Source organism: Ralstonia sp. 22086, from assembly GCF_052045975.1.
Taxonomy (GTDB): domain Bacteria; phylum Pseudomonadota; class Gammaproteobacteria; order Burkholderiales; family Burkholderiaceae; genus Ralstonia; species Ralstonia wenshanensis.
On record NZ_JBQEPZ010000001.1, the window covers coordinates 1,026,103 to 1,052,225 of the forward strand.

Annotated in this window: 25 protein-coding genes; 3 read left to right on the forward strand and 22 right to left on the reverse strand. The window is 62.8% G+C overall.

The window, feature by feature from the left end; all coding sequences use genetic code 11:
• Window positions 1-43: 43 nt before the first annotated feature.
• On the forward strand, window positions 44-499 hold the full coding sequence (locus ACTJK6_RS04810; RefSeq protein ID WP_260802795.1) for a TM2 domain-containing protein: 456 nt from the start codon (window positions 44-46) through the stop codon (window positions 497-499).
• On the opposite strand, the gene ACTJK6_RS04815 is transcribed toward ACTJK6_RS04810, so the two are convergent.
• From ACTJK6_RS04815 to ACTJK6_RS04825, 3 genes are all read right to left on the reverse strand, one after another.
• The gene (locus ACTJK6_RS04815; protein ID WP_433866683.1) at window positions 500-1,624 is read right to left on the reverse strand and encodes a PA0069 family radical SAM protein; all 1,125 of its coding nucleotides are present in this window, start codon (window positions 1,622-1,624) and stop codon (window positions 500-502) included.
• An 82-nt stretch (window positions 1,625-1,706) separates the two neighbouring features.
• Complete coding sequence (locus ACTJK6_RS04820) at window positions 1,707-3,326, reverse strand: alkaline phosphatase D family protein (protein ID WP_440838440.1); 1,620 nt, start codon at window positions 3,324-3,326, stop codon at window positions 1,707-1,709.
• A gap of 63 nt (window positions 3,327-3,389) precedes the next feature.
• Complete coding sequence (locus tag ACTJK6_RS04825; protein WP_232042307.1) at window positions 3,390-3,887, reverse strand: Lrp/AsnC ligand binding domain-containing protein; 498 nt, start codon at window positions 3,885-3,887, stop codon at window positions 3,390-3,392.
• A gap of 122 nt (window positions 3,888-4,009) precedes the next feature.
• On the opposite strand from ACTJK6_RS04825, the gene ACTJK6_RS04830 reads away from it, so the two are divergent.
• Complete coding sequence (locus tag ACTJK6_RS04830; protein WP_232042306.1) at window positions 4,010-5,299, forward strand: D-amino acid dehydrogenase; 1,290 nt, start codon at window positions 4,010-4,012, stop codon at window positions 5,297-5,299.
• A 68-nt stretch (window positions 5,300-5,367) separates the two neighbouring features.
• Here ACTJK6_RS04830 and ACTJK6_RS04835 read toward each other — a convergent pair whose 3' ends face one another.
• From ACTJK6_RS04835 to ACTJK6_RS04865, 7 genes are all read right to left on the reverse strand, one after another.
• Window positions 5,368-7,152, reverse strand: coding sequence for an acyl-CoA dehydrogenase (locus ACTJK6_RS04835; protein WP_440838441.1), 1,785 nt, complete (start codon window positions 7,150-7,152; stop codon window positions 5,368-5,370).
• Between the two features lie 168 nt (window positions 7,153-7,320).
• Window positions 7,321-8,256, reverse strand: a complete 936-nt coding sequence (locus tag ACTJK6_RS04840; protein WP_440838442.1) for an electron transfer flavoprotein subunit alpha/FixB family protein — start codon at window positions 8,254-8,256, stop codon at window positions 7,321-7,323.
• Window positions 8,257-8,308: 52 nt separating this feature from the next.
• Window positions 8,309-9,058, reverse strand: coding sequence for an electron transfer flavoprotein subunit beta/FixA family protein (locus tag ACTJK6_RS04845; protein ID WP_260802802.1), 750 nt, complete (start codon window positions 9,056-9,058; stop codon window positions 8,309-8,311).
• Window positions 9,059-9,237: 179 nt separating this feature from the next.
• On the reverse strand, window positions 9,238-10,038 hold the full coding sequence (locus tag ACTJK6_RS04850) for a MetQ/NlpA family ABC transporter substrate-binding protein (protein ID WP_232042302.1): 801 nt from the start codon (window positions 10,036-10,038) through the stop codon (window positions 9,238-9,240).
• Window positions 10,039-10,071: 33 nt separating this feature from the next.
• A complete protein-coding gene (locus ACTJK6_RS04855) occupies window positions 10,072-10,725 on the reverse strand; it encodes a methionine ABC transporter permease (protein ID WP_012761567.1) in 654 nt (217 codons plus the stop codon).
• A complete protein-coding gene (locus ACTJK6_RS04860; RefSeq protein WP_440838443.1) occupies window positions 10,715-11,764 on the reverse strand; it encodes a methionine ABC transporter ATP-binding protein in 1,050 nt (349 codons plus the stop codon). Before ACTJK6_RS04860 ends, ACTJK6_RS04855 begins: the two co-directional genes overlap by 11 nt.
• Before the next feature lie 166 nt (window positions 11,765-11,930).
• A complete protein-coding gene (locus ACTJK6_RS04865) occupies window positions 11,931-12,854 on the reverse strand; it encodes a histone deacetylase family protein (protein WP_322016365.1) in 924 nt (307 codons plus the stop codon).
• A 132-nt stretch (window positions 12,855-12,986) separates the two neighbouring features.
• On the opposite strand from ACTJK6_RS04865, the gene mltB reads away from it, so the two are divergent.
• A complete protein-coding gene (gene mltB, locus ACTJK6_RS04870; protein ID WP_440838444.1) occupies window positions 12,987-14,111 on the forward strand; it encodes a lytic murein transglycosylase B in 1,125 nt (374 codons plus the stop codon).
• A gap of 67 nt (window positions 14,112-14,178) precedes the next feature.
• On the opposite strand, the gene cysM is transcribed toward mltB, so the two are convergent.
• The 12 genes from cysM to ACTJK6_RS04930 form a co-directional block, all read right to left on the reverse strand.
• Window positions 14,179-15,081 carry a cysteine synthase CysM gene (gene cysM / locus ACTJK6_RS04875; protein WP_260802807.1) on the reverse strand — a complete coding sequence of 301 codons (903 nt, stop codon included), beginning with the start codon at window positions 15,079-15,081 and terminating at the stop codon, window positions 14,179-14,181.
• 112 nt (window positions 15,082-15,193) lie between these two features.
• The gene (locus ACTJK6_RS04880; protein ID WP_316868623.1) at window positions 15,194-15,511 is read right to left on the reverse strand and encodes a ComEA family DNA-binding protein; all 318 of its coding nucleotides are present in this window, start codon (window positions 15,509-15,511) and stop codon (window positions 15,194-15,196) included.
• A 137-nt stretch (window positions 15,512-15,648) separates the two neighbouring features.
• Window positions 15,649-16,644, reverse strand: a complete 996-nt coding sequence (gene rfaD, locus ACTJK6_RS04885) for an ADP-glyceromanno-heptose 6-epimerase (protein ID WP_440838445.1) — start codon at window positions 16,642-16,644, stop codon at window positions 15,649-15,651.
• A gap of 18 nt (window positions 16,645-16,662) precedes the next feature.
• Window positions 16,663-17,595: a D-glycero-beta-D-manno-heptose-7-phosphate kinase gene (gene rfaE1 / locus ACTJK6_RS04890; RefSeq protein ID WP_260802809.1), complete on the reverse strand. Its 933-nt coding sequence runs from the start codon at window positions 17,593-17,595 to the stop codon at window positions 16,663-16,665.
• A 38-nt stretch (window positions 17,596-17,633) separates the two neighbouring features.
• Entirely contained in the window at window positions 17,634-18,998 is a 1,365-nt protein-coding gene (locus ACTJK6_RS04895) for a UDP-glucose dehydrogenase family protein (protein ID WP_440838446.1), read from the reverse strand.
• A 64-nt stretch (window positions 18,999-19,062) separates the two neighbouring features.
• Window positions 19,063-20,337 carry a lipopolysaccharide assembly protein LapB gene (lapB, locus tag ACTJK6_RS04900; RefSeq protein WP_232042293.1) on the reverse strand — a complete coding sequence of 425 codons (1,275 nt, stop codon included), beginning with the start codon at window positions 20,335-20,337 and terminating at the stop codon, window positions 19,063-19,065.
• A 3-nt stretch (window positions 20,338-20,340) separates the two neighbouring features.
• Window positions 20,341-20,664 carry a LapA family protein gene (locus tag ACTJK6_RS04905; RefSeq protein ID WP_232042292.1) on the reverse strand — a complete coding sequence of 108 codons (324 nt, stop codon included), beginning with the start codon at window positions 20,662-20,664 and terminating at the stop codon, window positions 20,341-20,343.
• A 182-nt stretch (window positions 20,665-20,846) separates the two neighbouring features.
• Window positions 20,847-21,275 carry an integration host factor subunit beta gene (locus ACTJK6_RS04910; RefSeq protein ID WP_045204506.1) on the reverse strand — a complete coding sequence of 143 codons (429 nt, stop codon included), beginning with the start codon at window positions 21,273-21,275 and terminating at the stop codon, window positions 20,847-20,849.
• A gap of 45 nt (window positions 21,276-21,320) precedes the next feature.
• Window positions 21,321-23,009 (reverse strand): 30S ribosomal protein S1, encoded by a 1,689-nt coding sequence (gene rpsA, locus ACTJK6_RS04915; RefSeq protein WP_004629196.1) that lies wholly within the window; start codon window positions 23,007-23,009, stop codon window positions 21,321-21,323.
• A gap of 134 nt (window positions 23,010-23,143) precedes the next feature.
• On the reverse strand, window positions 23,144-23,839 hold the full coding sequence (cmk, locus tag ACTJK6_RS04920; protein ID WP_260802812.1) for a (d)CMP kinase: 696 nt from the start codon (window positions 23,837-23,839) through the stop codon (window positions 23,144-23,146).
• A gap of 26 nt (window positions 23,840-23,865) precedes the next feature.
• The gene (gene aroA / locus ACTJK6_RS04925; RefSeq protein WP_316868617.1) at window positions 23,866-25,170 is read right to left on the reverse strand and encodes a 3-phosphoshikimate 1-carboxyvinyltransferase; all 1,305 of its coding nucleotides are present in this window, start codon (window positions 25,168-25,170) and stop codon (window positions 23,866-23,868) included.
• Between the two features lie 26 nt (window positions 25,171-25,196).
• On the reverse strand, window positions 25,197-26,105 hold the full coding sequence (locus tag ACTJK6_RS04930; RefSeq protein ID WP_232042289.1) for a prephenate dehydrogenase: 909 nt from the start codon (window positions 26,103-26,105) through the stop codon (window positions 25,197-25,199).
• Window positions 26,106-26,123 lie beyond the last annotated feature (18 nt).

Below are 26,123 nucleotides of genomic sequence, written 5' to 3' on the forward strand. Positions count from 1 at the left end.
TAGAATGCGCGGCGCAGCTCTTGCCGTGTGTTCACCGCCCGCTATGCCTACGACCGCTCTTCAGAAAAAATCCAAGCTGCTGACCGTACTGCTCGCCTTCCTGTTCGGAAGCGTGGGCGCGCACCGCTTCTATCTCAAGGGCAAACGCGATTTCTGGGCGTGGTCGCAAGTGCTTGCCATGGTGCTCGGTGCGATTGGCGTGGCGCTGCTGTGGTCGACACAGCGTGCGAGCGTCCCGGGTTGGGTCTGCGCAATAATCGGTGGATCTTCAGTGCTCGCGGGCTATCTGTCTGCGCTGGTCTACGGCCTGCGCCCCGACGAAAAATGGGATGCGCAATTCAATGCCGACGGCGCGCCCACACATTCGGGCTGGCCTGTCGTGCTGCTCAGCATCTTCACGCTGATGATCGGCACGGGCCTGCTGATGGCCGGCCTCGCCATCACCTTCCAGACGTATTTCGAAACGCAGGTGCAGGCGGCGAAAGAGCTGTCGCAGTAGTCAAAACAGACTGCCTTGGCGTTCGTCAACGGGCTTGCTTGACTTGACGGTGCGCGCGGGCGGTTTGAACTGCGACGTGTCGAGCACCAGTTCGTTGTACCGGTGGTAACTGAAGCCGAGCCTGTCGGCGGTCTTGTAGAAACGCTGCCGCAATAAGTCCGCCCAGATGCCGGTGCCGCGCATGCGCGTGGCGAAATCCGCCTTGTAATCGTGCCCGCCGTGCAGGTCGCGGATACGGTTCATCACGCGTTGCGCCCGGTCGGAAAAATGCGCCATCAGCCAATCCTGAAATACCGCGTTCAGCTCGTTCGGCAAGCGCAACACGATGTAGCTCGCGTATGAGGCGCCCGCTTCGCGCGCGGCTTCCAGAATCTGCTCCATGTGATCGTCGGTGATGAAGGGGATCATCGGCGCGACGCTGACACCCACCGGAATACCCGCCTCGGCCAGCGTGCGAATGGTGCGCAGGCGGCGCGATGGCGTGGCGGCGCGAGGCTCCAGCTTGCGCGCCAGATCGGCGTCGAGCGTGGTGATGGTCACGGCGGCTACGACGAGGTTCTTTGCGGCCATCGGGGCGAGCAGATCGATGTCACGCTCAATCAATGTCGACTTGGTGATGAGCCCGACCGGGTGATCACAATCGTGCAGCACCTGCAGCACGTCGCGCGTGATGCGCAGCTCGCGCTCGATCGGTTGATACGCATCGGTGTTCACGCCCAGCGCAATTGCCTCGCAGCGGTAGCTGGGCTTGGCCAGCGTTTCGCGCAGCACCTCGGCGGCATTGGTCTTGGCGAACAGTTTGGTCTCGAAATCGAGACCCGGCGACAACTCCAGGTACGCGTGCGTCGGCCGCGCAAAGCAATACACGCAACCGTGTTCACAGCCACGATACGGGTTGAGCGACACCCCAAACGGAATATCCGGCGACTGGTTATGGCTCAGGATCGAGCGGGCGCGTTCGATGGAGACAGAGGTCTGGATGCGCGCCGGCGCGTCGTCCGGATCGAGATGCCCGACGAGCGGTTGCCAGCCATCGTCGACGCGCGTGCGTTCGTCGCGTTCGAAGCGGCCTTGCAGATTGGAAGTGGCGCCGCGTCCCTTGCGGGGGACGTGGCGATCGGACATATCGGACACAGCGGAACAGAATGGATGCGGGGGCCTACTGATCGTATCGCATCCGATCCCGCTGCGCTGCGGGTGACGGTGGCTACGCCTCGGGATCGAGCTTCACTTCCCAGAGCGATTTGCCGTCGAGATCGTGGAGCGACACGTGCATCGTGCGCGTGGCCGGGTCGATCTTGGCGCGGCCGTAATACTGCTGCAGGGCTGCAGGCGACTGGTTCTGCGGATTGTCCTTGGGAATGCTGATGTAACGCAGGTCCGGCCCAAAGGTTGGGTCCACTACGTTCGGCCCGAACGTGCCTGCATTGATCGGCCCGCCGACGAATTCCCAGAACGGTTTGAACTCCGTGAACTTTGCGCGCGACGGGTGGTAGTACGTGGCCTGTGCGTAGTGCACGTCAGCCGTTACCCACACCACGTTCTGGATGTTCTCCTGCTTGATGAAGCGCAGGATCTCGGCCAACTCAAGTTCGCGGCCCGACGGCGCACCGTCATCCGCATTCGCCCACGCTTCGTAGGTGCCTTTGGGCACATCGGGGTTCAGATCGGGCACCACCAGCGAGATCGGCATGTCGCTGGCAATCACCTTCCACGTCGCATTCGACTGCTTGAGCGATTGCTTCAGCCACGCCGCCTGTGCCGGACCGAGGAAGGCCGAATCGGCATCCAGCCGGGTCTGGCGGTTCGGCGAATTGCGCCCGCGATAGCTGCGCTCATCCAGCATGAACACGTCGAGCAGCGGGCCGTATTGGAACGCGCGATAGATTTGCTCGGGGTCGATCGGGTTGAAGCGGAACGGGTTGTACTCGAACATCGCCTGCTTCGCACGCGCGGCCAATAGCGACGCACTGCTCTCCTGGTAGCGCTTCTCTTCCGGGCCGATCTGCTGGCCGGGGTACCAGTTGTTGCGCACCTCGTGGTCGTCCCACTGCACGAGGAACGGCACCTCGGCGGAAAACGCGCGCTTGTTCTTGTCCAGTTGGTTGTAGGCGAAGGCGCCGCGGTAGTCGTCGAGCGTCTGTGCAACGTGCGACTTCGCCTCGGTGACGAGGTTCGTCCACAGCGAGCCGTCGGGCAGTTTCACCTCGGCCTGGATCGGGCCGTCGGCGTAGATCTGGTCGCCGGAGTGAATGAAGAAGTCGGGCGATTCGCGACGCATCGCTTCGTACAGACGATAGCCGCCGAAACGCTCGTTGATGCCCCAGCCCTGGCCGGCCTCGTCGCCAGAGAAGACAAAGCAGACCGGGCGATTGGCCGACACGGGCGCCGTGCGAAAACGGCCGGTGACTGGCTCGCTAAACGCCTTGTCGTGCACGAGATCCTGGAAGCGGACGCGGTAGAACAGGTCAGCGCCGGCAGGCAGGCCCGTCAGGTCAACGCGGGCTGTGAGGCCGCCGCTTTCGAGCGCTACTGGGCCAACGCGGCGCGCGAGATTCTTGAAGGCGGCGTCTGTCGAATATTCGACGATCATGCGCGCAGGGCGGTCGGTGCGGCTCCAGACGATGGCGCTGTCAGCCGTGATATCGCCGCTCATCACACCGCCAGGCAGTTGGGGGCGCAGGCGCTCGGACGTCACTGCAGCTGGCGCGACGCCCTGCGCCAGCACATCGCTAATACGCGAGCCCAGCAACGCGGTACCGCTGGCGGAAACGAGACCCTTGATCAGCGTGCGGCGGGTCGGCTTGACGATCGGCTGGTGGGACATTCGGGCTCCGGTGTCTTTAATGAGATACCGGCCAGCCTAAGGCGTTTGCGTGACAACGCTACGTCACCCGCTCGCTTCTGTCACATCGATGGCGAGCGTCTCCTTGATCTCCTCCATCACGATGTAACTCTTGGACTGCACGGCGCCCGGCAACTGCAGCAGGATGTCGCCCAGCAAGCGGCGGTATTCGCTCATCTCGCGAATGCGCGCCTTGATGAGGTAGTCGAAATCGCCGGAGACGAGGTGGCACTCCAGCACTTCGGGAATGCGCAGCACCTCGCGCCGGAACTGCTCGAACATATTGCCGGATTTGCTGCCCAGGCTGATCTCCACAAACACCAGCAGCGATGCACCCAGCATGGCTGGATTGAGCCGCGCGTAGTAACCCAGGATGAAATGCTCGCGCTCCAGCCGTTTGACGCGCTCGATGCACGGCGTGATGGTCAGGCCGACCGCCTCGGACAGCTCCTTCATCGACAGCCTTCCGTCTTTTTGCAGCAGATCGAGGATGCGCCGATCGAGCTTATCGAGGGCCCGGACAGGCTTGCGCTGGGTTCGCATGGTTGAAAACGCCTCAAAATCGAAGTTGTTTCTGTTTCCCTGAAATATACAGAAACAATTACTAGTGTTGTGCGAATACGATAGCGACATCTATCGCAAATGCATCTCCGGGGAGTATCACCATGCGCGTGCTCGTTCTTGGCAGCGGCGTGATTGGCGTCAGCAGCGCCTATTACCTGGCCCGCGCGGGCCATGAAGTCACCGTCGTCGACCGCGAAGCCGGTCCGGCGCTGGAGACGAGCTTCGCCAATGCTGGCCAGATCTCGCCGGGCTACGCGTCGCCGTGGGCGGCCCCGGGCGTACCGCTCAAGGCCATCAAGTGGATGTTTCAGCAGCACGCGCCGCTCTCCATCCGCCCCGACGGCACCCTCTTCCAGCTCAAGTGGATGTGGCAGATGCTGCGAAACTGCGACGCTGCCAGCTATGCGCAAAATAAAGAGCGCATGGTCCGTCTGGCCGAGTACAGCCGCGACTGCATCCGCGACCTGCGCGCCGACACCGGCATCGCCTACGAAGGCCGCCAGCAAGGCACGCTGCAAATCTTCCGCACCCAGCAACAGCTCGACGGCGCCGCGAATGACATCGCCGTGCTCGAGCGTGCTGGTGTGCCCTACGAACTGCTTTCGCGCGACGACCTCGTGCGCAGTGAACCAGGCCTGGCCTCGACCCGCCACAAGCTGGCCGGTGGCTTGCGCCTACCCAATGACGAAACGGGCGATTGCCAGCTCTTCACCACGCGCCTGGCAGCGATGGCGGAAAAGCTCGGCGTGCGCTTCCGTTTCAACAGCACGATCAACAGCCTCATCTTCAAGAACGACGCCGTGCGTGGCGCGCTGGTCGACGGCCAGCCGATCGACGCCGACCTGGTCGTCGTGGCGCTGGGCAGCTACAGCACGCCGTTCCTGAAGAACCTAGTGAACGTGCCGGTCTACCCGCTCAAGGGTTTCTCGATCACCGTACCGATGACGGATGCGGAGAAGAGCCCCGTGTCCACCATCCTGGACGAGACCTACAAAGTGGCCGTGACGCGCTTTGACGACCGCATCCGCGTGGGCGGCATGGCGCAGATCGTCGGCTACGACAAGCGCCTCGACCCGGGCAAGCGCAAGACGCTGGAGTTCGTGGTCAACGATCTGTTCCCGGGTGCAGGTGATGTGTCGCGCGCGTCGTTCTGGACCGGCCTGCGCCCGATGACGCCGGACGGCACGCCCATCGTCGGTCAGACGCCCGTGCGCGGCCTGTGGCTCAACACGGGCCACGGCACGCTGGGTTGGACCATGGCATGCGGCTCGGGCAAGCTGCTGTCGGATCTGGTGTCCGGCCGCTCGCCTGCCATCCGCTCGGATGACCTGTCGGTGTATCGCTACCTGGGCGGCACGCCGATGCCAGCAACCAAGCCCGCGCTGGCCTGATCGCCTACGCTGCAGACAATCAAAAAGGGAGGCCGAAGCCTCCCTTTTATTTGTGCCGCTGACGCCGCTTAGAACTGCACTTCCGGCACCGCACCGATCGTCTCGCCGCCCGTCAGCACACTCTGCGCAATACCCGGCGCCTGCGTGAGCAACACGTCAGCGAACACGCGCGCCGTGGCGATCTTCGCGCCGTAGAAGTTCGGGTCTTCGCTCTCTCGGTCGATGGCCACCAGCAGCGCACGCGCCATCTGCCAACCCGACAGCACGATGCCGCACAGGCGCAGATACGGCACGCTGCCCGCGAACACGGCGTTCGGCTGCGCCTTGGTCTGCGCGACCACAAAGCGTACCACCGATTCAAGCGCCTCACGGCCGGCTGCCAAACGCACACGCATCGCGTCGCAATGCGCACCGCCCTTCGCCGCCAGCGCCGCTTCCACCTTGGCGATTTCCGCGCAGATGCCCAACGCCACCGCGCCGCCGTCACGCACCGTCTTACGGCCGATCAGGTCGTTGGCCTGGATGGCCGTGGTGCCTTCGTAGATCGGCAGGATGCGCGCATCACGATAGAACTGCGCGGCGCCCGTCTCTTCGATAAAGCCCATGCCGCCGTGCACCTGCACGCCCATGCTGGTGACGTCAATCGACATCTCCGTGCTCCAGCCCTTCACGATCGGCACCAGGAATTCGTACAGCGCTGCGTTCTGCTTGCGTGCGGCTTCGTCGGCAGCATGATGGCCAGCATCGCACGCCGCGGCGGCCACGTAAGCCAGCGCGCGAGCGCCTTCGGTCATGGCACGCATCGTCAGCAGCATGCGCTTGACGTCGGGGTGGTGAATGATGGGCACGGCCTTGGCAGCAGAGCCATCTACCGGGCGGCTCTGCACGCGGTCGCGTGCATAGGCGACAGCCTTCTGATACGCGCGCTCCGACACGCCGATGCCCTGCATGCCCACCGCATAACGCGCCGCGTTCATCATGATGAACATGTATTCCAGGCCGCGGTTTTCTTCGCCGACCAGCGTGCCGATCGCGCCGCCGTTGTCGCCAAATTGCAGCACGGCCGTCGGGCTCGCCTTGATGCCGAGCTTGTGTTCGATCGACACGCAGTGGGCATCGTTGCGCGCACCCAGCGAGCCGTCTTCATTGACCATGAACTTCGGCACCACGAACAGCGAGATGCCCTTCACGCCCTCCGGTGCGCCCGGCGTGCGCGCCAGCACAAGGTGGACGATGTTCTCGGCCATGTCGTGCTCGCCCCAGGTGATGAAGATCTTCGTGCCGAAGATCTTGAAGGTGCCGTCGCCCACGGGCTCGGCGCGCGTGCGCACGAGTGCCAGGTCGGAGCCGGCTTGCGGCTCGGTCAGGTTCATCGTGCCCGTCCATTCGCCCGAGATGAGCTTGGGGACGAAAAGCTGTTTCTGCTCTTCGGTGCCGGCCGTCAGCAACGCCTCGATGGCACCATCCGTCAGCAGCGGACACAGTGCGAACGACAGGTTGGCCGCATTCAGCATTTCGATGCACGCCGTGGCGATCAGCTTGGGCAAGCCCTGGCCGCCGTATTCCAAGGGGTGCTGCACGCCCTGCCAGCCACCTTGACCGAACTGGGCAAACGCTTCCTTGAAGCCCGCGGTGGCCGTGACGACGCCGTCTTTCCAACTGCTCGGATTGCGGTCACCTTCCACATTGAGCGGCGCAACCACTTCACCGGTGAAGCGCGCGCTTTCTTCCAGCACGGCTTGCGCCGTGTCGGCGGTGGCGTCTTCAAAGCCAGGCAGCTTCGCGACGTTGTCCAGGCCGGCCAACTCGTTCATCACGAACAGCATGTCCTTGACTGGGGCTTGATAGGTCATGTCTCTCTCCAACTCTTGTTAAGCGCGATCAGGACAGTGCCTCATCGAGTGCGTGACGCACTCTCCTGATGGCGCTCACGCATAAAAAAGCCGTTTCCAAACAGGTCGGAAACGGCTTTGCGTCGGGCGTTGCAGCGCGCATCAAGTGAAGCGCGCTGCGCAGTGCAATCAGCCCAGTGCGGTCACCAGCTCCGGCACGACAGCGTTCAGATCACCCACGAGGCCGTAGTCAGCCACCTGGAAGATCGGCGCTTCCGGATCCTTGTTGATCGCGACGATCACCTTCGAATCCTTCATGCCGGCCAAGTGCTGGATCGCGCCCGAGATACCGACGGCGATGTACAGCTGCGGCGCCACGATCTTGCCGGTCTGGCCGACCTGATAGTCGTTCGGCACGAAGCCGGCGTCCACTGCGGCACGCGAGGCGCCCAGTGCGGCACCCAGCTTGTCCGCCAGCGGCGTCAGCACCTTGGTGTAGTTCTCGCCCGAACCCACGCCGCGGCCGCCCGACACGATGATCTTCGCGGCTGTCAGTTCCGGGCGGTCGCTCTTCGTCACTTCGCGCGAGACGAATTGCGAGATGCCGGCGTCTGCCACGGCGGTCAGGCTTTCGGTTGCAGCGGAGCCACCGGTGGCGGCAGCCGGGTCGAAGGCCGTGCCACGCACGGTGATCACCTTCACCTTGTCGGCCGATTGCACGGTGGCAATCGCGTTACCGGCGTAGATCGGGCGCTCGAACGTGTCCGGGCTGTCGACCTTGGTGATGTCGGACAGTTGGGCCACGTCGAGCTTGGCGGCCACGCGCGGCAGGATGTTTTTGCCGTAGGCGGTGGCGGGCGCCAGGATATGGCTGTAGTTGCCGGCGATGGCCAGGGCCTGCTCGGCGACGTTCTCGGCCAGGCCATCGGCAAACTGGGGCGCGTCGGCCACCAGCACCTTGGTCACGCCAGCGATCTGCGCTGCGGCCTGTGCAGCGGCGCCGCAGCCAGCGCCGGCCACCAGCACGTGGACGTCGCCGCCGCATTGGACGGCTGCAGCCACGGTGTTCAGCGTCGCGGCCTTGATGGATTGATTGTCGTGTTCAGCAATAACGAGTGCGGTCATCTTGATCTGCCTATTCGGTGTGCTTGAAGTTGCGTGCAAGTAGCGTGACCGCTTACAGCACCTTGGCTTCCGTCTTGAGCTTGGACACCAGCGTGGCCACATCGGGCACCATCACGCCGGCGCTGCGCTTGGCGGGCTCAACCACCTTCAGCGTCTTCAGGCGCGGGGCAACGTCCACGCCCAGGTCTTCGGGCTTGACCGTGTCGAGCGGCTTCTTCTTCGCCTTCATGATGTTCGGCAGCGTCACGTAGCGCGGCTCGTTCAGGCGCAGGTCGGTGGTGACCACGGCCGGCAGCTTGACCGACAGGGTTTCCAGACCGCCGTCCACTTCACGCGTGACCGAAGCCTTGCCGTCGGCAATCTGCACCTTCGAGGCAAACGTCGCTTGCGGCAGGCCGGCCAGCGCAGCCAGCATCTGGCCGGTCTGGTTTGCGTCGTCGTCAATCGCCTGCTTGCCGAGAATGATCAACTGCGGCTGCTCTTTGTCGACCAGCGCCTTGAGCAGCTTGGCGACGGCCAGCGGCTGCAGCTCTTCGGCCGTCTCGACCAGAATGCCGCGATCGGCGCCGATGGCCATGGCGGTGCGCAGCGTTTCCTGGCACTGCGTCACGCCGCACGACACGGCGATCACTTCGGTGGCGACGCCAGCTTCTTTCAGGCGAACCGCCTCTTCCACGGCGATCTCGTCGAACGGGTTCATGCTCATCTTGACGTTGGCAAGATCGACACCGCTGCCGTCCGTCTTAACGCGAACCTTCACGTTGTAATCGATCACGCGCTTGACTGCGACCAGGACTTTCATGCGCTCACTCCACTAATTGATAAGACGATTTTGCAAAACGCCGGCCATTATAAGGGGGGCCGGTCGCTCGCGTAATTTTTACGAACGGTCGTGCTATTTTAACCGCGAAAATTTGCCGGACGCCAGTCAAACGTCCGGCAACGAGTTGGGGGAAACCCTCTAACCGTGTGTAAAAGTGCTTACCAAGCCACGATCACGGCGTCTTTGTACTTGGCCTTCACAAACGCCTTCACCGCATCCGAGTGGTAGGCCTTGACCAGCTTGGCGACCCACGGCTGATCCTTGTCAGCGGCACGCACGGCAATCACATTGGCGTACGGGCCCTTGGGGCTTTCGATGGCGATGCCATCCTTGGTCGGGTCCAGGTTGGCTTTCTCGGCGTAGTTACCGTTGACGGCGGCGGCATCCAGATCATCCAGCGAGCGCGGCAGTTGCGCGGCATCCAACTCGACAAACTTCAGCTTCTTCGGGTTCTCGGCCACATCGCGCGGCGAGGCCTTGAAACCCGCGTTCGGCTTAAGCTTGATCACGCCTTGCGATTGCAGCAGCAGCAGCGCGCGGCCGCCGTTGGTGGGGTCGTTCGGCAGGCCGAAGCGCGCACCGTCCTTCAGTTCCTTCAGCGACTTGATCTTCTTCGAGTAGATCCCCATCGGGAACGTGATGGTCTGACCGACACTCACGAACTTATAGCCGCGCGTCGCGATCTGGTCGTCCAGATACGGCTGGTGCTGATAGCTGTTGGCGTCCAGATCGCCGGCTGCCAAGGCGGCGTTCGGTTGGATGTAATCGTTGAACTCGACGATCTGGAGCTTCAGGCCGTCTTTCTCGGCGACCTTCTTCACTTCTTCCATGATCTCGGCGTGCGGGCCGGCGGTCACGCCGATCTTGATCGGCTTGCCCTGCGCCAGGGCGCTACCTGCGACCAGTGCCAATGCGGCGCCCAGGCTCGCGGACCATTGCAGCAGTTGACGGCGATTCATTGCGTTTCCTCGTTGTGTCTGTCGATTGGGTGATTAACGGTGGCTCAGGCGGCGCACGAGCCAATCGCCCGTCGATTGCACCGCCTGCACAAAGACGATCAGGATGACGACCACCGCCAGCATGATGTCCGATTCATAGCGCTGATAACCGTAGCGGATGCCCAGATCCCCGAGGCCGCCGCCGCCGATGGTGCCAGCCATGGCCGAGTAGCCGACAAGGCTGACGAAGGTGATCGTCAGGCCGGCGAGGATGCCCGGCATCGCCTCGGGCAACAACACCTTGTAGACGAGCTGGCCGGTCGTCGCGCCCATCGACTGCGCGGCTTCGATCAGGCCACGGTCCACTTCGCGCAGCGCAGTCTCGACCAGGCGCGCAACAAACGGAATCGCAGCAATCGTGAGCGGCACGATGGCCGCAGCGGTGCCGATGGACGAGCCCGCCAGCAAGCGGGTGAACGGAATCACCGCGACCAGCAGGATGATGAACGGCACCGAGCGCACGGCATTGACGACGAGGCCTGCCACGCGGTTGAACACCGGCGCCGACAGCACGCCGCCCGAAGTCGTCAGATACAGCAGTACGCCCAGCGGCACGCCAAACAGCGCACCAATGCCACCGGACACGCCGACCATGGCGAGCGTTTCCCAGAAGGCCGGCAGAAACAGGTCGGTCAGGTCAGACCACATGATTGATCTCCTCGACCACCACGCCTTGTTCACGCAGGAAGTTCATCGCGTTGCTGATGTCGGCGGTTTCGCCCGAAGCCAGGATGGCGAGCGAGCCGAATGCCTGACCCTGGATCTCGTCGATATGGCCGTGCAGGATGTTGAAGTCGAGCCCGTAGTTGCGGATCGCCTGCGCCAGCACCGGCTGGTCTACGCCTGCGCCCGTAAAGGCGAGACGGAACAGATGATCACGGCCACCTCGCTCGCGTGCTGTGAGGCGGCTTTCTACGCGCGCCAGAACGGAGGGCGGCAACTCTTGCGAGATCACCTCGCCGATGAGCGCGCGCGTCACGTCATGCTCAGGCTTCAGGAACACGTCGATCACGCGGCCCAGTTCCACTACCCGGCCGGCGTCGAGTACCGCCACGCGGTCGCACACCTGCTTGATGACTTCCATCTGGTGCGTGATCAGCACGATGGTCAACCCCAATTCGCGGTTGATCTTGCGCAGCAGGTCAAGAATCGAGCGCGTCGTCTCCGGGTCCAGCGCGGAGGTCGCCTCGTCGGAGAGCAGCACATCCGGCTGGCTCGCCAGCGCGCGTGCGATGCCAACGCGCTGCTTCTGACCACCGGAAATCTGCGCGGGGTAGCGGTCCTTATGCGCGGACAGGCCCACCAGTTCCAGCAGTGGCAAGACGATCTCGCGGATGCGTTCGCGCGATGTGCCGGCCAACTCCAGCGGCAACGCCACGTTGTCGTACACGGTGCGCGACGACAGCAAATTGAAGTGCTGGAAGATCATGCCGATCTTGCGGCGCGCCTGGCGCAGGCCGTCGGCATTGAGTGCGGTGAGCTCCTGCCCCGCCACGGTGACGGTGCCGGAGGTCGGCCGGTTCAGCAGATTGATCACGCGAACCAGCGTGCTCTTACCCGCGCCGCTGCGGCCGATGATGCCGAAAATCTCGCCCCGATTGATGGTCAGGTCGACGTCGCGCAGCGCTTGGACGTCATGGCCGCCCGCTCCCCGAAAGTGCTGCGATATCCCCTTGAGTTTGATCATGCGTACAGACAAAAACGGCAACCGCCCTGTGCCTAGGCCGTTGCCGTCTCTTTTTTGTTTGAATGAGGCGCTAGTGTAAGGCAGACCCTACATGCGAGGAACGATTCTTTAACGATGTCTTTATTACTTTTTCGAATGTCATCAACGATTCGTCATCGTCGCTGGCCTAAAGCTCCGCCAGCGCCTTGATGTGCGCCACCACGCTGCGGCCCAGCGCACTGAGGTTGTAGCCACCCTCCAGGCAACTGACAATGCGGCCCTTGGCGTGCGTGCGCGCCACTTGCATGAGTTGCTTCGTAATCCACGCGTAGTCCGCCTCGACCAGGCCCATCTGGCCCAGATCATCTTCGCGGTGCGCATCGAAGCCGGCGGAAATGAACAGCATCTCCGGCTGGAACGCCTCCAGACGCGGCAACCAGATCGTTTCCACCACCTCACGCACGGTCAGGCCATTGGTGTATGCCGGCAGCGGGATGTTCACCATATTGGCCGCCACCGTCTCGGAGCCGGAATACGGATAGAACGGGTGCTGGAAGATGCTGCACATCAGCACGCGCGGCTCATCGATGAACGCCGCTTCGGTGCCGTTGCCGTGGTGCACGTCAAAGTCGACGATCGCCACGCGCTGCAAGCCGTGATGGTCCAGCGCATGACGCGCGGCGACCGCCACATTGTTGAAGAAGCAGAAGCCCATTGCGCGCCCCGGCTCGGCATGGTGGCCGGGTGGGCGCACGCTGCAGAAGGCGTTTTCCAGCTCGCCGGCGATGACCTTATCGGTGGCATCCACCGCGGCACCTGCAGCGAGCACCGCGGCCATATAGGTGTGCGGGTTCATCGAGGTGTCGGGATCGATCGGCATATAGCCGGCAATCGGCACGCTGGCCACCAGTTCGCGCACGTATTCGCTGCGATGGACGCGGCACAGCTGCGCTTCGGTGGCGGGCGGCGCCTCGCAAGGAACGAGCAGGTCGTCGATGCGGCTGGCGATGAGTTGATCTTCGATCGCGCGCAGGCGGTCCGGGCATTCGGGATGGTGCGGCCCCATCTCGTGCCGGAGGAATTCAGGATGCGTGTAAAGGCCGGTCGCCATGTTGTTGTGATCCGGTGTGTTTCAGTGTCTCCAGCCGCTACGTTAGCACGGCGGTGCGACAACGCCGCACGCCCCGGGGCGATCCAACAGACGCATCCGCTACAATGCCCCGATCCCGTATGAAGCCTGCCCATGAGCCAATCGCCTTCTTCCCGTCGTCCCGTATTGCGCGCCCTGGTGGCTGGCGCCGCGCTCTCCGCGCTCTCTTTCCCGGCGCTCTCGCTGGCTGCCAAGAAAGTCTCCAAGTCGCCCAAGCGCCGCGTCGCGGTGCATGAAGAAGAGATCGACCCCGATCGTTATCGCAACAACCCGCAAACGCAGGCCTTCATCGGCATGCTGGTCGCGCAGTACAACTTTGACCGGACATCGCTCGATACGCTGTTTGCGGGCACGGCCTATTCCGCCACCGTGGCACGCCTGATCCTGCCGCCGGCCACGCCCGCGCGTCGCAGCTGGACGGCCTATCGCGGCCGCTTCATCGAGCCGATCCGCATTGGCGCCGGCGTACGGTTCTGGCAGCAATACGGCGACACGCTGCGCCGCGCGGAGAACGAATTCGGCGTACCGGCCGACGTGATCGTGGGCATCCTGGGCGTCGAGACCATTTACGGCCGAGACATGGGCAACTTCCGCGTGATGGACGCGCTGTCCACGCTGGCCTTCGACTACCCCGACACGCGCAACCGCGAAGACCGCAGCACGATGTTCCGCAACCAGTTGAAGGACTTCCTGCTCTGGTGCCGAGACACGGGCGCGGATGCGTTTTCGATCCTTGGCTCATATGCGGGCGCGGTCGGCATTCCGCAATTCATGCCGACCAGCATCCGCGAATACGCCATCGATTACGACCGCGACGGCCACATCGATCTGCGCAACAGCGCGGTAGACGCCATCGGCAGCGTCGCGCGCTTCCTGCAGATGCACGGCTGGGAACCAAACCGCCCCGTGATGTGGAACATTGCAGGCGATGCCGACAGCCAGGGCATCGCGGCGGCGGCCGCAGACGGCCAACCGTATCCCGGCATGACGCTGTCCAGGCTCACACGCGCCGGTCTGGCGCTGGCTCCGGGCGTCGATGCCGCACGCGAGCAGGAAACTGAAGTGCTGATGATCGATCTGCCCACGCCGGGTCAGCCGACCGAGTACCGCGTCGGCCTGCGCAACTTCTACGTGCTCACGCGCTACAACCGCAGCTTCTTTTACGCGGCTGCGGTGTACGAGCTGGGCCAGGCCGTGCGGCAGGCGATGCGGAGTTGATCCGCCGTCAGTGCAAATAAAAAGCGCAGCCTCGGCTGCGCTTTTTATTTGGCGATGCGGCGTACCGTCAGGCAGGGAAGACGCCCGTCGACAGGTAACGATCGCCCCGGTCGCACACCACGAAAACGATCGTGGCGTTTTCAACTTCCTCTGCCACACGCAGCGCCACGCACAACGCACCCGCCGCAGAGATCCCACAAAAAATGCCTTCTTCGCGAGCCATGCGACGTGCCATGTGCTCGGCGTCGGACTGGCTCACCGACTCGGTACGATCGATGTACTTCGGATCGTAGATCTTCGGCATGTACGCCTCGGGCCACTTGCGGATGCCCGGAATGCGCGAACCTTCTTCCGGCTGTGCGCCCACGATCTGGATGTCGGCGTTCTTTTCTTTCAGGAAGCGCGAGACACCAGTAATCGTGCCCGTCGTCCCCATCGCCGAGACGAAATGCGTGATGCGGCCTTCGGTGTCGCGCCACAGTTCGGGCCCGGTGGTCTCGTAATGCGCAAGCGGGTTGTCCGGGTTGGCAAACTGATCGAGGATGACGCCCTTGCCTTCCTTTTCCATCGCGTCGGCCAGGTCGCGTGCGTATTCCATGCCGCCCTTGACGGGGGTGAGAATGATCTCCGCGCCGTAAGCAGCCATGCTCTGGCGGCGTTCAACCGACAGATCTTCCGGCATGATCAGCACCATCTTGTAACCACGCACGGCGGCGGCCATGGCCAGGGCAATGCCCGTGTTGCCGGACGTGGACTCGATCAGCGTGTCACCCGGCTTGATGCGGCCACGCGCTTCGGCGTGCTTGATCATGGACAGCGCGGGGCGATCCTTGACCGAGCCGGCCGGGTTATTGCCCTCGAGTTTGCCGAGGATGACATTGCCGCGGCGCGCGTTGCCTTCGCCGGGAATGCGTTGGAGCTGAACCAGCGGCGTGTTGCCGATGGTGTCTTCGATGGTGAGATAGGCCATGATGCGTGGGGGACGGGAATCCAGCCATTGTAATGCAGCCAAAATCCCTGCCCCGCACATGGCAAAACGCCCCGCTCGAGGTGGGGCGTTGTCGGCAGCATGACTGCCTCGCTTACTTCTTCTTCGCGTCCTTACCGTCCTTCTTGACGGCGGTCGGTACCGGTGCCGGTGCACCGAAAGTCAGCCCTTCGTTTTCCAGCTTGGCGAGCGTCTTGTCGCCAATGCCGGCCACGCGAGCCTTGAAGTCGGTGGCGTCTTTGTACGGGCCGTTCTTGGTGCGCTCTTCAATGATCGATTTGGAACGCTTGGGGCCGATGCCGGACAACGTTTCCAGCGCAGCGTGATCTGCGGTATTCACGTCTACCGCAGCCCACGAGGCGGACAGCATCGACAGCGACATCAAGGCGGTGGCCAACAGCTTCTTCAACATGTGCTTCTCCTTGGTATAGGGAATAAAAAACCGCCACGTGAGCGGCGGTTTCGGCACATCTTAAAGAGCATCCTGGCGATGCCGCTGCGCGCGGACAAAAAGTCACACGCTGTCTGATTCTTGAAACGACTGAGCGGTCAGGCCGGCTGCTTCAACAGCCACTGGCAGTAACGCTCCACGCCTTCCTGGACCGTCAGGAACGGTGCCGTGTAACCTGCCGCGCGCAGGCGCGACTGGTCAGCCTGCGTGAAGCACTGGTACTTGCCACGCAACGCATCGGGAAATTTTACGTATTCGATCAGGCCTTCCTGTGCCAGCTCTTCGGTGGAAAGCGCAGGCTTGCCTTCCGCTGCGCGCAATGTGTTCACGACCGTCGTGGCGATGTCGTTGAACGGCTGCGCACGGCCCGTGCCGAGATTGAAGATGCCAGACTTGTCCGGATTGTCGAAGAAGAACAGGTTGACCTTCACCACATCTTCCACCGACACGAAATCGCGCATTTGGCCGCCTTGTGGGTAGCCGTTGTACTCGCCGAACAGCTTGACCGTACCTTCTGCGCGGAACTGGTTGAAGTTGTGGAATGCCACCGACGCCATGCGACCCTTGTGCTGCTCGCGCGGGCCGTAGACGTTGAAGTAGCGGAAGCCGACGATCTGAGACAGCGCCGTCGGCATGACACGGCGCACGATCTGGTCGAACAGCAACTTGGAGTACCCATATACGTTGAGCGGCCGCTCGAACTCGGGCTCTTCGCGGAACGTTTCCGACGCGCCGTACGTGGCAGCCGACGAGGCATAGAGGAACTGCACGCCTTGGTCCAGACACGCGCGCATCACCGCCAGCGAGTAACGGTAATTGTTATCCATCATGTAGCGGCCATCGGTCTCCATGGTGTCGGAGCAGGCGCCCTCATGGAAGATCGCGCGGACCTTGCCGAACTCGCCGCGCGCAAAGCGTTCGACAAAATCGGTCTTGTCCAGGTAGTCGCTGATCTGGCAGTCGACGATGTTCTTGAACTTGTCGGCCCGCGTGAGGTTGTCGACGGCGATGATGTCGCTCTCGCCGCGCTCATTCAGGCCTTTAACGATGTTGGCGCCGATAAAGCCGGCGGCTCCGGTGACGATGATGGTCATGATCTGTTGATCGGATGATCAGTTGAAGAGTTCTGCGTGGGTGACGACAGCCGTGCCCAGCTTGCCGACGACGATGCCGCCTGCGCGATTCGCATACTGCACGGCTTCCTTGATGTTGGCGCCCGCGCCAAGCAACGCGGCCAGCGTGGCGATCACGGTATCGCCTGCGCCCGAGACGTCGAATACTTCCCGTGCCTGCGCTGACACGTGCAACACCTCGTGCTCGGTATAAAGCGTCATGCCTTCTTCCGAGCGTGTAAGCAGCAGTGCCTCTAGCTGCAGTTCGCGGCGCAGGTTTTGTGCACGGATGGTGAGGTCCTGCTCGGATTTCCACGAGCCCACCACCTGGCGCATTTCAGCGCGGTTGGGCGTAATCATGGTTGCGCCCTTGTAGCGCGAATAATCGTCGCCCTTCGGGTCGACCAGCACGCGGCGGCCGGCGTGGCGCGACATCTCGATCATCTTGCCGACGTGCGTGAGACCGCCCTTACCGTAGTCCGACAGCACCACCACGTCGTGCTGCGGCACCAGCATGGCGAAACGATCGAGCACCGACATCAGCACTTCGTGCGTGGGCGCATTTTCAAAGTCAACGCGTATCAATTGTTGCTGACGTGCCAGCACGCGCAGCTTGATCGTCGTGTTGACCGCCGGATCGCGATGCAGGTGACCCGTAACGTGGCTCTCGCCAAGCAGCGTTTCGATGGTGCGGCCCGGTTCGTCGTCGCCAATCACCCCGAGCATGGTGGCCTGTGCGCCCAGTGCCGCCACGTTGCGCGCCACGTTGGCGGCACCACCAAGGCGTTCTTCCTGGCGCTTGATCTGCACGACCGGTACCGGTGCTTCCGGCGAAATCCGATCGACGTCTCCAAACCAGTAGCGGTCGAGCATCATGTCGCCGACCACGAGAATGCGGGCGGCGTGGATCTGTTCGGAAGCGAGCGTGGTCATGGGTCTGGGCGTCGGCAGTGGCCGGTGGGTCTCGGTGATTACGATTGGGTGGAGCGCCCGATGGCCTGGTATTCAAAGCCCGCATCGCGCATGGCTTGCGGCTCGAACAGGTTGCGGCCGTCGAACACCATCGGCGTCTTCAACATGGCCTTTACGGCGTTGAAATCCGGGCTGCGGAATGCCTTCCACTCGGTCACGATGACCAGCGCATCGGCATTCTTGAGCGCGTCCATCTGACCGGCGCAGAACGTCACGCGTTCCAGTTGCTCGGCAGAAAGATCGAGTGCCAGCGCATGGCGGGCTTCTTCCATCGCAACCGGGTCATACACTTGCACGCGCGCACCGCGCGCCAGCAGCGCGGCAATCAGGATGCGGCTCGGTGCTTCGCGCATGTCGTCAGTATTCGGCTTGAAAGCCAGGCCCCAGATGGCGAACGTGCGGCCGGTCAGGTCGGCGCCCATGCGGTCTTCGATCTTGCCGACCAGCACTTCCTTCTGCTTGTCATTGACGGCTTCAACGGCTTCGAGCACGTGCAGCGTCTGGCCGTACTCCTGTGCCGTGCGCACCAGCGCCTGCACATCCTTGGGGAAGCATGAACCGCCGTAGCCGGTGCCAGCGTAGAGGAAGCTGTAGCCGATACGCGGGTCGGAGCCGATGCCCAGGCGAACGAGTTCGATATCCGCACCCACCTTGTCGGCGAGATTGGCCATCTCGTTCATGAACGAGATGCGCGTGGCCAGCATCGAATTGGCCGCGTATTTGGTGAACTCGGCGGAGCGCACGTCCATGTAGAACGTGCGCTCATGGTTGCGGTTGAACGGCGCGTACAACGTGCGCATGATGGCCTTTGCGCGCAGGCCATCGTTATCGCCATACGTGCCGAGCACGATGCGGTCCGGGCGCATGAAGTCGTCCACCGCGGCGCCTTCTTTCAGGAATTCCGGATTCGACACGACCGAGAAGCCGATGTCCGACTTGCCGCGCGTTGCCAGCACTTCGCCAACCGCGGCGCGCACCTTGTCGCCCGTTCCCACCGGCACCGTCGATTTGTCGACGATCACCTTGAAGCCCGCCATGTGCTGGGCGATGTTGCGCGCGGCCGCCAGCACGTACTTCAGGTCGGCGGAGCCGTCTTCATCGGGCGGCGTGCCCACGGCGATGAATTGCACGTCGCCGTGCGCCACGCTGGCTGCCACGTCGGTCGAAAACTGGATGCGGCCGGCCGCGCGGTTACGCTCGATGAGTTCCTTCAGGCCCGGTTCGTAGATGGGCACGCCGCCGGCGTTGAGCAGGTCGATCTTCTTCTGGTCGACGTCGAGGCAGAACACATCGTTGCCCAGCTCCGCCAAACATGCGCCGGTGACCAGACCGACATAACCGCTACCGATGATGGTGATTTTCATACGAACACTTGAAGATTAAAAAAGCGCCAGCGCGGCCGCTACAAGCAGGCCGCGCCGGACTGAATTACATGCTGGCACCGCCGCTGCCGCCGAGCGTCTCGGTACGGCGCGGTGCATACGTTTCCCAACGGTTGCAGCCAGGGCACTGCCAATAGAACAGACGCGCGCGGAAACCGCACTCCTGGCAGGTATAGCGCGCCAGATTGCGCGTACGGCTTTGCAGCAAATCGCGAATGGCGCCGAGATCCTGCGCGCGCTGGATATCGGCATTGCTGCCCGCTTCAACGGGGTCTGCCAGCGCACTTTCGGCGGCGTCGGCCGCCGCGGGTGCTTCACTGCCAACCGCCTCGGACGCGCGGGTTGCTTCGGCTTCCACGAGCCGCGTCAACGCCATCAACGACGGCTGACGACGGATCTGATCGCGCATCAGCGCCACGGCATCGTCAATACCGTGCACATCCAATTCGTACTTGTAGACCGTATCGAGCAGTTCGGGGCCCAGGCGCGCGTCCATCTTGGAGCGCAGCCATGCGAGTCCCTCGGCCGCGCGGCCAAGCTGCGTGTACGCCTTCATCAGGCGTTCAGCCACCAACGGCAAGAAGGCCGTGTTTTGCTGTTCGATGCTGCGCCAACGCTTGATGGCGCCTTCAACATCGCCCTGCCCTTGCGCCACGTCGCCCAACTGAATGGTGGCGCGCACGTTCTTCGGATTCTCCTGCAGCGCACGCTCCAGCCACTCGACGGCGGTCGGTACGTCCTTGCGCTGCAGCGCTTCCTGGGCGACTTCGCAGCAGAACTGCGCGATCTGCACGGCGTAATCCTTGCCTTGCAGCTTCTGCAATTCACGCGCAGCTTCAATCGCCTTGCGCCACTCCTTTTCGACCTCGTACAACTCGAGCAGCACGCGCTTGGCTGGCTCAGCGAATGTGCCCTCCATCAGCATGCGCAGGGATTCCTCTGCGCGATCCAGCAGGCCGGCGCGCAGGAAATCCTGTCCCAGTTCAAACAGCGCGTGATCGCGCTCATTGGGGGGAAGATCCGGGCGATTGACGAGATTTTGGTGAACGCGGATGGCGCGCTCGGTTTCACCGCGGCGGCGGAACAGGCTACCGAGCGCAAAGTGCAGCTCCGTGGTCTCCGGGTCCAGACGCGCAACTTCAATGAAAGCGTCGATAGCCTTGTCCGGCTGCTCGTTGAGCAGGAAATTGAGCCCCTTGAAGTACGAGCGCGGCAGCGACGATTGTTCGGTGCGCAACTGGCGGGCATCGAGCCGCGCAGCCACCCAGCCCAAGCCAAACACCAGGGGGATGGCCAACAGCCACCAGAGATCAAAATCCATGCGTCAGACCTTGGGGCCGGGAACGTGATACGGAGAATCGGCGACAACGGGCGTGGGCACCTCGGTCACCTCATCCGCCTTCTTCATGCGACCGATCTGGCGGCGCAAGCGGCTTGCCGTAAAGCGATGTCGCATCACACGCGGAGCCATGGCCAGCATGGCCAACAAGATGCCGGCGACAAAGAACGCCAAGGCGATCAGGATCAGCGGTGCATGCCAGACCACGCCAAACGGCAGCACGAGCGAGACTTCCGCCGTGTTGTGCAGTGCCAGCACGAAGAGCAGCACGAACAACAGAATGCGGATGACCCAGACGAGAAATTTCATGCGGATTCGGAAACGGGCGGCGGTGCAACAGCCGGAAACGGCGCGATTGCCGGGTTGTGCCGCATTGTAGCGGATTCATATGGCGGCCAGCCACGCCAGGCTTGGCGGCAGACAAGCATCGCCGGAATAAAAAACGCCCCGGCAAGCGGGGCGTTCCTGAAGCTACCAAGTGCTACCTAGGCTTAGCGCGACATTGCCAGCGGCACCGCCGTGTCTACCGGAAAACCGGCAGCCTGGCGGGTGCTGTCAGCCTGTCTCGAAGCCTTTACAGTCGCGAGCGACACGGCAGGCTCGCCCTCCAAAGAAGGCTCGCCTTGCCGCTCCAGGCTGCGGTCAACCCGTTCGCGCAACTCCTTGCCCGCCTTGAAGTGAGGCACCCGCTTTTCGGGCACCAGCACCTTCTCGCCAGACTTGGGATTGCGACCGACACGCGGCGGACGACGATTCAGACCGAAGCTTCCGAATCCGCGGATCTCGATGCGGTGGCCGTCCGCCAGGGCGTCGGACATCGCATCCAGGATCGTCTTGACCGCGATATCGGCATCCCGCAGCAGCAGCTGCGGAAAGCGAGCGGCCAGCTTTTCCACGAGTTCGGACTTGGTCATGGGCATCTTGCGCGCGTCCTCGTCGTTCTTTAGGGTCGACCCGGTTGATGCTTACTGATTGGTTTCGTTCAGCTTGGCCTTCAGCAGCGCGCCGAGGTTCGTGGTACCAGCTGCGCCGGTATCCGCCGAGAACTTCTGCATCGCTTCCTGTTGGTCGGCGCTGTCCTTCGCCTTGATGGAGACGTTGATGTTGCGCGACTTGCGATCGATGTTGACGATCATCGCGGTCATCGTTTCGCCTTCCTTCAGCACGTTGCGGGCATCTTCCACGCGGTCGCTCGAGATTTCCGAGGCACGCAGGTAGCCTTCCACGTCGTCAGCCAGCTGCACCACGGCACCCTTCGGATCAACGGCCTTGATCGTGACCTGCACGATCGAACCCTTGTCGTTGGTCGAAATGAAGTTGTTGAACGGGTCGCCCGACAGTTGCTTGATACCCAGCGAGATGCGTTCCTTGTCGACGTCGATGGCCAGCACAACGGCTTCCACTTCGTCGCCCTTCTTGTACTTGCGAACAGCTTCTTCGCCCGTCTCTTGCCACGACAGATCCGACAGGTGCACCAGGCCGTCGATGCCGCCCGGCAGACCGATGAACACGCCAAAGTCGGTGATCGACTTGATCTGGCCAGCCAGCTTGTCGCCCTTCTTCTGGTTACGCGCGAAATCGTCCCACGGGTTGGCCTTGCACTGCTTCATGCCCAGGCTGATACGACGCTTGTCTTCGTCGATATCCAGAACCATGACTTCCACTTCGTCGCCCAGCTGGACAACCTTCGACGGGGCCACGTTCTTGTTGGTCCAGTCCATTTCCGACACGTGGACCAGGCCTTCAATACCGGCTTCGATCTCGACGAACGCGCCGTAATCGGTCAGGTTGGTCACCTTGCCGAACAGACGGGTGCCTTGCGGGTAGCGGCGCGAGATGCCGACCCACGGATCTTCGCCCAGCTGCTTGACGCCCAGCGAGACGCGGTTCTTCTCTTGGTCGAACTTGAGGATCTTGGCGGTGATTTCCTGGCCAACCGACAGCACTTCGCTCGGGTGACGCACACGACGCCATGCCAGGTCGGTGATGTGCAGCAGACCGTCGATGCCACCCAGATCCACGAACGCGCCGTAGTCGGTGATGTTCTTGACGATACCGTTGACGATCGCGCCTTCCTTGAGCGTTTCCATCAGCTTCTGACGCTCTTCGCCCAGCGTGGCTTCAACCACGGCACGGCGCGACAGCACAACGTTGTTGCGCTTGCGGTCCAGCTTGATGACCTTGAATTCGAGGGTCTTGCCTTCGTACGGCGTGGTGTCCTTGATCGGACGCACGTCGACGAGCGAACCCGGCAGGAATGCACGAATACCGTTGACCATGACGGTCAGGCCGCCCTTGACCTTGCCAGTCACGGTACCGGAGATGATCTCGCCGGATTCCAGTGCCTTTTCAAGGTTCAGCCACGAAGCCAGACGCTTGGCCTTATCGCGCGACAGGATGGTGTCGCCATAGCCGTTTTCGAGCGCGTCGATTGCGACCGAAACGTAGTCGCCGACTTGCACTTCCAGCTCGCCCTGATCGTTCAGGAATTCTTCGACCGGAACAAAAGCTTCAGACTTCAGGCCCGCGTTCACAACGACGAAGTTGTGGTCGATACGCACAACTTCCGCAGAGATCACTTCGCCAGCCTTCATATTGGACTTGGCGATCGACTCTTCGAACAGGGCGGCAAAAGATTCGTTAGTTTGGGACATAAAAAATAGACATCCGCAGAACATGCCTCGCATTGCTTTCGCACGGAATGGCGAAGACACGCATGCGGGGTTATAAGTTGAACAACCGCCGGCAGCGACATGCCACCGGCACCGATCGAACCAGTTCAGCCGAGTCAGTTCGCCTTGTTGGCGCCCTGCACCTGGCGGTACCAGTCCAGTACCTGCGCGACCACTTCATCGACCGTCATGTCGGACGAATCCAGTTGCCGCGCATCTTGCGCCGGACGCAGCGGCGCGACACTGCGGGTGCGATCCCGCAAATCACGCGCCTCCAAGTCCTGCGAAAGACTTTCCACTGTAGCAGAAAAACCCTTTGCAATCAATTGTTTATAGCGCCGCTCGGCGCGTGCCTGCACGCTTGCCGTCAGGAACACCTTGAGCACCGCTTCGGGGAAAACCACTGTGCCCATATCACGGCCGTCGGCTACGAGGCCAGGCGCTTCCAGGAACGCACGCTGACGTGCATGCAACGCCTCCCGCACCGCACCATGCACGGCGATGGCCGAAGCCTGGTTGCCAACGGACTCATGCCGCAGTGCCAAGCTCACATCCTCGCCTTTGAGCCAGATGTGATCTGCCTTGAAGCGCACATCGAGTTCGCGGGCGATACGTACGAGGCTCTCGACGTCGTGGTCGTCGATGTTCTCGCGCATGCTGGCAAGCGCCACCAACCGGTACAGCGACCCACTATCCAGCAGATGAAAGCCGAGCAGATCCGCGACCTGGTGAGCGACCGTGCCCTTGCCGGATGCGGTCGGACCGTCGATGGTGATGACCGGGTACGGCGTGGAAGCAGCGGTGTCGGACATGATGATGACTGGCAGTTAATTGCGGTTCAAGCGGTAATGCCGCTGAACGCCGTGAAATATTCCGGGAACGTCTTGGCGACGCAGCGGGGGTCGTTGATGCGCACCGGCACCGGGCCAAACGCGGCCAGCGAGAAAGCCATCGCCATGCGATGGTCATCGTAGGTGTCGATGCCGCCGGCGGGCAGAGTCCATTGCGACGGGGGCGTCACACGAATGTAGTCTGCCCCCTCTTCTACCTCGGCACCCAGCTTGCGCAGTTCGGTGGCCATGGCGCTCAGCCGGTCGGTCTCCTTGACGCGCCAGCTCGCAATGTTGGTCAGCGTGGTTGTGCCGTCGGCAAACAGCGCTGCCACCGCCAGCGTCATTGCCGCATCGGGAATGTGATTGCAATCCAACTCGACGGCGTGCAGCTTGCCGTCGTCGCGCTCGACGCCGCGCACTTCGATCCAGTTGCCGCCGGCCATGACGTTGGCGCCCATGCGGTTCAGTGCGTCGGCAAAGCGGACGTCGCCCTGGATGCTGGACATGCCGACACCTTCCACACGCACCGGCCCGCCGCCAAGCGCGCCCGCGGCCAGGAAGTACGACGCAGACGAAGCATCGCCCTCCACAAAGATCTCGCCCGGCGCCTTGTAGGCCACGCCGGTCGGCACGGTGAACGACGCCCAGCCATCGCGCGCGACCTGCACGCCGAAGCGCGCCATCAGGTTCAGCGTGATCTCGATGTAAGGCTTGGAAATCAGCTCGCCAACCACTTCGATGGCGACATTGCCGACAGACTCGACCAGCGGCAGCGCCATCAGCAATGCCGTCAGGAACTGACTCGATACATCGCCCCGCACGCGAATCGGTGCATCGATCTTGACCTGCGCTGCGTGGATCGCCAGCGGCGGATAGCCCTCATTGCCCGTGTAGTCGATCCGTGCGCCCACTTGGCGCAGGCCGTCGACCAAGTCCCCGATCGGCCGCTCGTGCATGCGCGGCACGCCGTGCAGCGTGTACTCGCCGCCTTGCAGTGCCAGCGCGGCCGTCAGCGGGCGGATAGCGGTGCCGGCGTTGCCCATAAACAGATCGGCCGACTTGTTCGGAAAGCGACCGCCGGTGCCGGTGACACGATACGCGTTGTCACCCAGGCCTTCGACTGAGACGCCCAGCTTGCCAAGCGCGTCAAGCATGACGCGCGTGTCGTCGGAGTCGAGCAGGTCGCGCACCACCGTCTCGCCCTGCGCGAGAGCGGCCAGCAGCAGCACACGGTTGGAGATGCTCTTCGAGCCCGGCAGCTTGATGGTGCCGCGCGCCGTCTTCAGGGGGCCGACGTCGAGATGTTCCATGAATCCACTCAGTTCAAAACAAAACGTTATTCGGATTGCGCATCCGCAGCATTGCCGGGTGCGACCCGTTGCGGCCACGCGAGGCGCGCTTCGCTGGCCCGGCGGAACACGCGCTCAAGCGCTGCGCCGTCGCGCTCTGCAATCATTGCTTTCATGCGGCCGATCACCGCCTCGTAGGTGGTGAGTTCACGCAACAGCGCTTCGCGATTCGACAGGCAGATGTCTCGCCACATTTCGGGTGACGATGCAGCGATGCGCGTGAAGTCGCGGAAACCACCGCCGGCAAAATCGAGTTTGAGTGCACCGTCTTCGGCATTGATGATCTGCGCGACCAGTGCGTACGACAGCACGTGCGGCAGGTGGCTAACGGCGGCGAACACGGCATCGTGCTGCACGGCCGACATGATGTGGCAATGCGCGCCCGCGGCTTCCCACATCGCCTGCACACGGGCAACATCGCTGCGGCGGTTTTCCTGCAGGGGGCACAGCACGGTCTTTTTGCCGACATAGAGATCGGCCAACGCGGCCTCCACGCCGTTCAGTTCACGGCCGGCAATCGGATGGGCCGGCACGAATTGGCTGACCTGGTCGCCCAGCGCCGTCTTGGCCGCCATGATGACGTCGGACTTGGTGCTACCGGCATCCGTGACGATGGTGTCCGGGCCCAGGTGCGGTTGCATCGCGAGTAGCAACGGCAGCGTCTGCGCGACCGGTGCACACAGCACGACCATGTCGGCACCGCGCACGGCCTCTTCCATCGGCAGGGCTTCGTCGATCACGCCCAGGCGGACCGCCGTCTCAAGCGACGCGGCCGATCGCCCGACGCCGACGACATGCCCAACCACACCCGCACGACGCAACCCCAGCGCCAGCGAACCGCCAATAAGGCCGACGCCGACAATCACCAACCGGGAACTCGAAAAAGAAGAGGCCACAACACCGCCCTGCCAGAA